This window comes from Phenylobacterium sp. (assembly GCF_004799395.1).
Taxonomy (GTDB): Bacteria; Pseudomonadota; Alphaproteobacteria; order Caulobacterales; family Caulobacteraceae; genus Phenylobacterium.
The window spans coordinates 1-8,266 of record NZ_SSMZ01000306.1 but is presented as its reverse complement, the minus strand read 5'-3'; the positions used below and the strand labels follow the sequence as shown (position 1 = coordinate 8,266).

General features: G+C 67.1%; 7 protein-coding genes. 3 read left to right on the top strand and 4 right to left on the bottom strand.

Annotated features, from left to right (window positions below):
* Together E8A12_RS19735 and E8A12_RS19730 are read right to left on the bottom strand one after the other, a co-directional pair.
* Positions 1-811: NAD-dependent epimerase/dehydratase family protein (locus E8A12_RS19735; protein WP_293372012.1), on the bottom strand; the 811-nt coding region annotated here is incomplete at its 3' end.
* A gap of 129 nt (positions 812-940) precedes the next feature.
* Positions 941-1,810, bottom strand: a complete 870-nt coding sequence (locus tag E8A12_RS19730; protein WP_293372010.1) for a UTP--glucose-1-phosphate uridylyltransferase — start codon at positions 1,808-1,810, stop codon at positions 941-943.
* Positions 1,811-2,005: 195 nt separating this feature from the next.
* On the opposite strand from E8A12_RS19730, the gene E8A12_RS19725 reads away from it, so the two are divergent.
* Complete coding sequence (locus E8A12_RS19725) at positions 2,006-2,296, top strand: hypothetical protein (RefSeq protein WP_293372008.1); 291 nt, start codon at positions 2,006-2,008, stop codon at positions 2,294-2,296.
* Positions 2,297-2,366: 70 nt separating this feature from the next.
* On the opposite strand, the gene glmS is transcribed toward E8A12_RS19725, so the two are convergent.
* Positions 2,367-4,187 carry a glutamine--fructose-6-phosphate transaminase (isomerizing) gene (glmS, locus tag E8A12_RS19720; protein ID WP_293372006.1) on the bottom strand — a complete coding sequence of 607 codons (1,821 nt, stop codon included), beginning with the start codon at positions 4,185-4,187 and terminating at the stop codon, positions 2,367-2,369.
* 118 nt (positions 4,188-4,305) lie between these two features.
* Here glmS and glmM point away from each other — a divergent pair, with 118 nt between their 5' ends.
* The gene (glmM, locus tag E8A12_RS19715) at positions 4,306-5,664 is read left to right on the top strand and encodes a phosphoglucosamine mutase (RefSeq protein WP_293372004.1); all 1,359 of its coding nucleotides are present in this window, start codon (positions 4,306-4,308) and stop codon (positions 5,662-5,664) included.
* A 318-nt stretch (positions 5,665-5,982) separates the two neighbouring features.
* Here glmM and E8A12_RS19710 read toward each other — a convergent pair whose 3' ends face one another.
* Positions 5,983-7,290 carry a UDP-glucose/GDP-mannose dehydrogenase family protein gene (locus E8A12_RS19710; RefSeq protein ID WP_293372002.1) on the bottom strand — a complete coding sequence of 436 codons (1,308 nt, stop codon included), beginning with the start codon at positions 7,288-7,290 and terminating at the stop codon, positions 5,983-5,985.
* Positions 7,291-7,533: 243 nt separating this feature from the next.
* Between E8A12_RS19710 and E8A12_RS19705 the strand changes: the two genes are divergently transcribed.
* The coding region (locus tag E8A12_RS19705) for a trypsin-like peptidase domain-containing protein (RefSeq protein ID WP_293372000.1) at positions 7,534-8,266 on the top strand (733 nt) is incomplete at its 3' end.

Sequence of the window (8,266 nt, the reverse complement as noted above, 5' to 3'; positions counted from 1 at the left end):
AGGCGCGCGTCTGGCCGCCGGAGCCGTGGACGGTCAGCGGATACGCCACCGCCGCCTGCATCAGGAAACGGTTCAGCACCGTCCCATAGTCACCGTCGTAGTCGAACCGGTTGATCAGCCGCGGATCGCGCCGGGTCTCTTGCGTCTGCGCGCCCCAGACGATGCCCTGGTGCAGGTCGGTGATCCGTACGCCGTCGTTCCTGGCGTAGAACTGGAAGGCGAGCGCGTCCTGGGTCTTGGTCAGGTGGTAGATCGAACCCGGGCTGGCCGGATAGAGGATCTCGCGCTCGGCCCAGCCGTCGCCGGTCCGGACCTTGACCGTCAGATACCCCTCGGGGATCGCCACGCCAGCTGTGCCGTAGCCGTAGACGCCCATGGTGCCGAGATGCGCCAGGTGGATGTCCAGGCCGCTCTCCACGATGGCGGCCAGGATGTCGTGGGTCGCACCGACATTGCCCGTGACGGTGTAGCGCTTGTGGGCCGCCGATTTCATCGAATAGGGCGCAGCGCGCTGCTCGGCGAAATGGACCACGGCGTCGGGGCGGAAACGCCGGAGCAGGCCCACGAGCGCCTCGAAATCACGCCCGACGGTCAGGCCGTGCGCGGCGATAGTCCGGCCGGAGACCGCCCGCCAGGCGGCGAGCCGGGCCTCCAGCGGCTCGATCGGCGTCAGCGAACCTACGCCCAACTCCTCGTCGATCCGGCGGCGCGCGCCGTTGTCGACGATGGCCACCTGGTGGCCGCGGGCGGAGAGATGCAGCGAGGTGGGCCAGCCGCAGAACCCGTCGCCGCCGAGGATCAGAACGCGCATGCCCCGCTCCGTTCGATATCTCCCGCGCCAGCGCTAACGCGCGAGAGCGGCGTTCGCCATCCGAATCTCTGATGAATTCCGGTTCCCCTGGGCTAGGCCGCCCATGCGACGGTCCGGTGACCGCGGGCTCTAAAGCAGGGCCTTGATGGCCGCTCGCGCCTCGGCGGCCAGGTCGGGGCGGCGCAGTGCGAAGGCGACGTTGGCGCGCAGCAGGCCGATCTTGTCGCCGCAGTCGTAGGTCGTCCCCTCGTACTCCAGGGCGTGGAAATCCTGGGTTTTCATGAGGTTGAACATCCCGTCGGTGAGCTGGATCTCGCCGCCCGCGCCGCGGGGTTGGGTCTCGAGGATATTGAAGATTTCCGGCTGCAGGATGTAGCGGCCCGAGATGAACAGGTTCGAGGGTTCGGTCCCCAGCGGCGGCTTTTCCACCATGCCGGTCATGCGGTTGAGGCGGCCGTCCTGACCGTCCAGTGCGACGATGCCGTATTTGTGGGTCTCGCCCTCGGGGGCCGGTTCGACGACTACGATATTCCCGCCCACCTTGTCGTAGGCGTCCACGGCCTGGGCCAGGGCGGCGCGGTCGGCGGCCATCAACATGTCGGGCAGCATCACCGCGAAGGGCTCGTCGCCGATCACCTCGCGGGCGCACCACACCGCGTGGCCGAGGCCAAGCGGCGCCATCTGACGGATGAAACTCATCTCGCCCGGCGGTCCAAGGTCTCGGCGAACGTCAGCGAGAATCTCGAGTTTGCCCTTGGCCTCCAGGGCGTTCTCGACTTCCGGCATGGCGTCGAAATAGTCCTCGATCGCGCCCTGGCCGCGGCCGACGATGAACACGAAATGCTCGATTCCGGCGGCGCGGGCTTCCTCCACGACGTAGGACAGGATCGGCCGGTCGACGACGTTCAGCAGGTTCTTCGGCGTGGTCTTGGCGCCCGGCAGGACGCGGGTGCCCATTCCAGCCACCGGCAGCACAGCCTTGCGAACACGCTTGCTCATCCAGAATCCCTCATCGCCAGCCGACCTGCCGCCAGCCCTTCCGGTGCTAGAGGAGGCCGGGCTTGAAATCCATCGCGCGTGCGACGAAAAATCGCGCAGGGCGCATGATCACGATTTCGGGAACTCACGAAGCCGTGTAAGAGTCTCCTCATTGTCGGGGGATCGTCCTCCATAGTCCTCCAGGGGAGCCTTTCCATGAACATGCGTATCATCACCTCCGTCGCCGTCGCCGCCGGTCTGGCCCTCAGCCTCTCGGCTTGCCAGAAGAAGGCCGACGACGCCGCCTCGTCCACGACCACGACCGCCACGGATTCGACTGCGGCTCCGGCCGCGGCGACCCCGCCGGCCGCTGACGCTTCGGCGACCGCTCCGTCGACCACGACCACGACCACGACCCCCCCGGCCGCCGACGCCAGCGCTGCTCCGGCCGCGCCTGCCGCGCCCGCCACGGGCTCGATGTCGACCACGACCACGACCAAGAAGTAAGTCTTCGACCCTCTGGGTCTGGACTAGGCGCGGCCGCCCCTTCACCGGGGCGGCCGTTGTCGTTTGAGGCCTATTCGACTGTAACGGACTTCGCCAGGTTTCGGGGTTGGTCGACGTCGGCGCCCTTCTGGACGGCGACGTAATAGGCCAGGAGCTGGATCGGCGCGGCCATCACCAGGGGCGCGATCAGGGGATCGCTCTGGGGCGCGGTGACCACCACGCGGGCGCCTGCCGGGGCGTGCTGCTGGCCCTCGGGGTCGGTGATGAACACCACCTGCCCGCCGCGGGCCATGACCTCGCTCATGTTCGAGGCCGATTTCTCGAAATAGCTGTCGAAGGGCGCGAGGATGACGATAGGCGTCTTTTCGTCGACTAGGGCGATCGGCCCATGCTTCAGCTCGCCGGCGGCGTAGCCTTCGGCGTGGATGTAGCTGATTTCCTTCAGCTTCAGCGCGCCTTCCAAAGCCAGCGGATACATCGGCCCGCGGCCCAGGAACAGCACGTCGCGCGCCTTGGCGATCTCGACGGCGACCGCCTTCACGGCGTCTTCCAGGTTTATGGACTCGGCGATCAGCCTGGGCGCGCCGAGGAGCACCCGCACCAGCCGCTGCTCCTCTGCCGCATCGATCTGGCCGCGCGCCCGGGCGGCGGCCACGGCGAGCGCGGTCAGAACGCTGATCTGGGCGGTGAAGGCCTTGGTCGAGGCGACACCGATCTCCGGCCCGCAATGGATCGGCCAGACCACGTCGACCTCGCGGGCCATGGTGGACTCCTGGGCGTTGACCACTGCGGCGGTCGTCATGCCCTTGGCCTCGCAGAGGCGCAGCGCCGCCAGGGTGTCGGCGGTCTCGCCGGACTGTGACATGCCGATGGCGAGCGTGCCGGGCTTCAGGGCGGGATCGCGGTAGCGGAACTCCGAGGCGATCTCGACGTCCACCGGCAGGTCGGCCAGCTGCTCGATCAGATATTTGCCCAGCAGGCCGGCGATATAGGAGGTGCCGCAGGCGACGATCTGGATGCGCTCCAGCGCGGCGAAATCGACGCCGCCCGGTATGGCCGCGCGCTCGGCGAGGGTGTCCACATAGGCCGCGATGGTGCGCTGGCACCCTTCGGGCTGGTCGTGAATCTCCTTTTCCATGAAGTGACGATAATTGCCCTTCTCCACAAGGGCGGCGGAGGCCGCGACGGTGCGCATCTCGCGTTTGACCGGCTTGCCGTTGGCGTCGAAGATGCGGGCCTTGTCGTGGTCGATGGCCACGTAGTCGCCTTCCTCCAGGTAGGCGATCCGGTTGGTGAAGGGGCCAACCGCCAAGGCGTCGGAGCCGATGAACATCTCGCCTTCGCCGTAGCCGACCACCAGGGGACTGCCCTTCCGGGCGCCCATCACCAGTTCGTCCTCGCCGTCGATCAGCACGCCGATGGCGTAGGCCCCGCTGAGCTGGTCCAGCGCGGCCTTGAGCGCGGCCACCGGATCCTTGCCGGAGGCCAGCTCCGAATCGATCAGGCCTGCAATCACCTCGGTGTCGGTTTCGCTCTCGAAGGTGCGGCCGTCGGCCTTCAGCATCTCGCGCAGTTCGGCGTAGTTCTCGATGATTCCGTTGTGCACCAGGGTCACCCGGCCCTGGGTGTGCGGGTGGGCATTCTTGGTCGAAGGGCCGCCGTGCGTCGCCCAGCGCGTATGGCCGATGCCGACGGTGGCGTTCAGCGGATCGGCGGCCAGGACGTCTTCAAGCGCCTTGATCTTGCCTGCCGCGCGGCGGCGCTGGACATGTCCATCCACCACCCCGGCGACCCCGGCCGAATCGTAGCCGCGGTATTCGAGGCGTTTCAGGCTGTCGATCAGACGTTCCTGTACGGAGCTTCGCCCGACGATGCCGATGATGCCGCACATGGGGTATCGCGTCCTTATGTGGTAGTGCGTCGCAGGTTGAGCCGCAGCGGAGCGGCTTTATCATCCGCCGCACATACGTCGACTAAATCTGGGTTTCGGATCGTTTCGTGAGCACCCAATGAGCAAACGCGCCTACTTCGGCACCGATGGCATCCGCGGGCAGGCCAACCGCTTTCCGATGACCGCGGAGGTGGCTCTGCGCGTCGGGATGGCGGCGGGCAAGCTGTTCATGTCCAAGGACGACCGACGGCATCTGGTGGTGATCGGCAAGGACACGCGCCTGTCGGGCTACATGATCGAGCCGGCGCTGGTGGCGGGCTTCACTTCGGTGGGCATGGATGTGCGCCTGTTCGGGCCGCTGCCGACGCCGGGAGTGGCGATGATGACGCGATCGCTGCGCGCCGACCTGGGCGTGATGATCTCGGCCTCGCACAACGCCTTCTCCGACAACGGCATCAAGCTGTTCGGCCCGGACGGCTACAAGCTCTCCGACGCCCAGGAGCTGGAGATCGAGGCCCTGATGGACCAGGGCCTGCAGGAGAACCTCGCCTCGCCGAGCGCGCTCGGCCGCGTGCAGCGCATCGACGACTGCCAGGCGCGCTATGTGGAGATCGCCAAGGCGACCTTCCCGCGGCGCCTCAGCCTGTCGGGCATGCGCATCGTCATCGATTGCGCCAATGGCGCGGCCTACAAGGTGGCGCCGGAGGCGCTCTACGAGCTGGGCGCGGAGGTCATCCGGATCGGCGTGACCCCTGATGGCTTCAACATCAACGACGAGGTCGGCTCGACCTCACCGGCCGCCATGCAGAAGCTGGTCAAGGAGTACCGCGCCGATATCGGCATCGCGCTCGATGGCGACGCCGACCGGCTGGTGATCTGCGACGAGAAGGGCCAGGTCGTCGACGGCGATCAGATCATGGCGCTGATGGCGGCGGACTGGGCGCAGCGGGACAAGCTGCGCGGCGGCGGCGTGGTGGCGACCGTGATGTCGAACCTCGGCCTGGAGCGGTTCCTCAAGGCCCGTAAGCTGACGCTGGAACGCACGCCAGTGGGCGACCGCTCGGTGATGGCGCGGATGCGCGAAGGCGGCTTCAACCTGGGCGGCGAACAGTCCGGCCACATCATCCTCTCCGACTTCTCCACCACCGGCGACGGCCTGCTGGCCGCGCTGCAGGTGCTGGCGGTGCTGAAGGAGAGCGACAAGCCGATGAGCGCCCTGGCCCGTCAGTTCGAGCCCGTGCCACAGAAGCTTGAGAACGTCCGCTTCGCCTCCGGCAAGCCGCTGGAGAACGCAGAGGTCATCGCGGTGATGGCCGACGCCGAGCAGCGGCTGAATGGCTGCGGCCGCATCCTGGTCCGCGCGTCAGGAACCGAGCCGCTGATTCGGATCATGGCCGAGGGCGACGACGAAAAGCTGGTCTCCCAGGTGGTCAAGGAGATCGCCGGGGCGGTGAAAAAGGCCGCGGTCACGGCCTGATCGACCGCCGTTAACCTGAACGCACGGCAACCCTACCCAAGCGCCAATCATTGTGACATTCTCGTAATGTCCGAACCGCTCGACCGGCTCGGCTGTAAGAAGTCTGCTTGGGAGAAATCATGGCCTACCACGTCACCTACGCGGGTGCGTCGAGGCGCCGGGCTAAGGGGTTAAGCTCCCTCGCCTGTCTCGCCTTCGTCGCGCTTCTCGGAATGGCCTTCTGGGCCGGCGCCGTTTGGATCGGCGAAGCCCTGCTCCGACTGACGGCGGTCAACCTCTAAGGATCGCCGCGAGCCGCAGCATGCCGCCCGGGCCTTTTCAGGCGCCGGGACGTCCCACGCTGCTGTAGGCGAAGCCCCGCGCGCGCATGTCGGCGGGCTTATAGATATTGCGCAGATCGACCATCACCGGCGCCTTCATCAGGAGCTTGATGCGGTCCAGGTCGAGCGCCCGGAACTGATCCCACTCGGTGATGATCACCAGCACATCGGCGCCCTCGGCCACACCGTATGGATCATCCTTGAAGTCCACGCCGGTCAGCATCTGGCGCGCCTCGTGCCCCTCCGGATCGAAGGCCTGGATCTTGGCGCCCCTGTCCTGCAGGGCCGGGATGATGGCCAGCGACGGCGCGTCGCGCATGTCGTCGGTGTTGGGCTTGAAGGTCAGGCCGAGCACCCCGACCGTCTTGCCCTTCAGGTCGCCGTCCAGCGCCTTGATGACTTTGCGCGCCATGGCGCGCTTGCGCTCGTCGTTGACCTTCACCGTGGTCTCGATCAGCTCCACCGGCGCGCCGGCGTCGCGGGCGGTGCGGACGAGCGCGATGGTGTCCTTCGGGAAGCAGGAGCCTCCGTAGCCGGGTCCGGCGTTCAGGAACTTGCCGCCGATGCGCCCGTCCAGGCCGATGCCGCGGGCCACCTGCTGCACGTCGGCGCCGACGGCCTCGCAGAGGTCGGCCATCTCGTTGATGTAGGTGATCTTCAGCGCCAGGAAGGCGTTGGCGGCGTATTTGATCAGCTCGCTGGTGCGCCGGTTGGTGAACAGGATCGGCGTCTCGTTGAGATAGAGCGGCCGGTAGAGCTCGCGCATCACCGCCTGGGCCCGTTCGTCCAGAGTGCCGACCACGACCCGGTCGGGGCGCTTGAAGTCCTCGATCGCCGCGCCCTCGCGCAGGAATTCCGGGTTCGATACCACGGCCACGTCGGCCTTGGGGTTCACGCGCTTGAAGATCGCCTCGATCTCGTCGCCGGTGCCCACCGGCACGGTGGACTTGGTGACCACCACGGTGAAGCCCTCGACCAGGCCGGCGATTTCTTCGGCGGCGGCATAGACGTAGGAGAGATCCGCATAGCCGTCGCCGCGGCGCGAGGGGGTTCCGACGCCGATGAACACCGCGTCGGCCTTGCGCACGGCCTCGGTCGCGTCTGTGGAGAAGAACAGCCGCCCGGCCTTGACGTTTCCGGCCACCAGCAGGTCCAGGCCCGGTTCGTAGATCGGGATGCCGCCGGCCTGCAGGCGCTCGATCTTGCCCGCATCCTTGTCGATGCAGGTCACCGTGTGCCCGAAGTCGGCGAAACAGGCGCCGCTGACGAGGCCGACGTAGCCTGTCCCGATCATCGCCACGTGCATTCAAGACTCCTCGAACCCGGGGTGCGGCGGTGCTTTCAGCACGCCCGCGCCGATTTCGCCAGCCGAGGTAGGGCAGAGAGGTAAATTATGTCGTGTGCGAGGCCTCGCGGACCTCAACCTTTGCCGCAAACCTGACGGAATCGCGCCTTGGACCTGACCTCAGTCGGACATTGATCCGAACCATCGTTCCGCCAAGATCATGGTCTGATGGTGGGTGTGGGCACGAAAGGTTCGATCAAAGGCATGTCTACTCGCAAGATTTTCACGACATACGGAGTCGCGGCGGCGGCCCTCTGCGCCGCCGCTACGGCGGGCTACGCGGTGCACGCCGGCGTCGGTCCGGACGGCGCAGTCAACGCGCGCCCGATCCCCAACGCCACGGTGGCCGCGCCGGCCTCCTTCGCCGACATCGTCCAGCGCGTCGCGCCGGCGGTGGTCTCCATCGAAGTCGAAGGCAAGGCCGGTCCGCACCGGGTCGACGCCGAGGGCGGTGACGAAGGCGAAGGTGGCGTCCCGCAGGGGCTGCCACCGGAACTTCGGCGCTTCTTCGAGCAGCGCCAGGGTCAGCAACAGTCGCAACCGATGCATGGCGCCGGGTCTGGCTTCTTCATCACCTCGGACGGCTATCTGGTGACCAATAACCACGTGGTCGAAAACGCCGACAAGATCACAGTCCACACCACCGACGACCGCACCTTCACCGCACGTCTGATCGGTCGCGATCCCGCGACCGACATCGCTGTGGTCAAGATCGAAGCGCACGACCTGCCGTTCGTCAGCTTCGAGGATCGCGCCAAGCCGCGGGTCGGCGACTGGGTGGTGGCCGTGGGCAACCCCTTCAATCTGGGTGGTTCGGCCACGGCCGGCATCGTCTCGGCGCTGGGCCGTAAGAACCTCTCGGAGTCCAGCTACGTCGACTACATGCAGATCGACGCGCCGATCAACCGCGGCAACTCCGGCGGCCCGACCTTCGACC

What these genes read in the sequence shown, in the direction of transcription:
- E8A12_RS19730 (WP_293372010.1), bottom strand. Translation starts at nt 1,810, where the DNA reads ATGAGCAAGCGTGTTCGCAAGGCTGTGCTGCCGGTGGCTGGAATGGGC.
- E8A12_RS19725 (WP_293372008.1), top strand. Translation starts at nt 2,006, where the DNA reads ATGAACATGCGTATCATCACCTCCGTCGCCGTCGCCGCCGGTCTGGCC.
- glmS (WP_293372006.1), bottom strand. Translation starts at nt 4,187, where the DNA reads ATGTGCGGCATCATCGGCATCGTCGGGCGAAGCTCCGTACAGGAACGT.
- glmM (WP_293372004.1), top strand. Translation starts at nt 4,306, where the DNA reads ATGAGCAAACGCGCCTACTTCGGCACCGATGGCATCCGCGGGCAGGCC.
- E8A12_RS19710 (WP_293372002.1), bottom strand. Translation starts at nt 7,290, where the DNA reads ATGCACGTGGCGATGATCGGGACAGGCTACGTCGGCCTCGTCAGCGGC.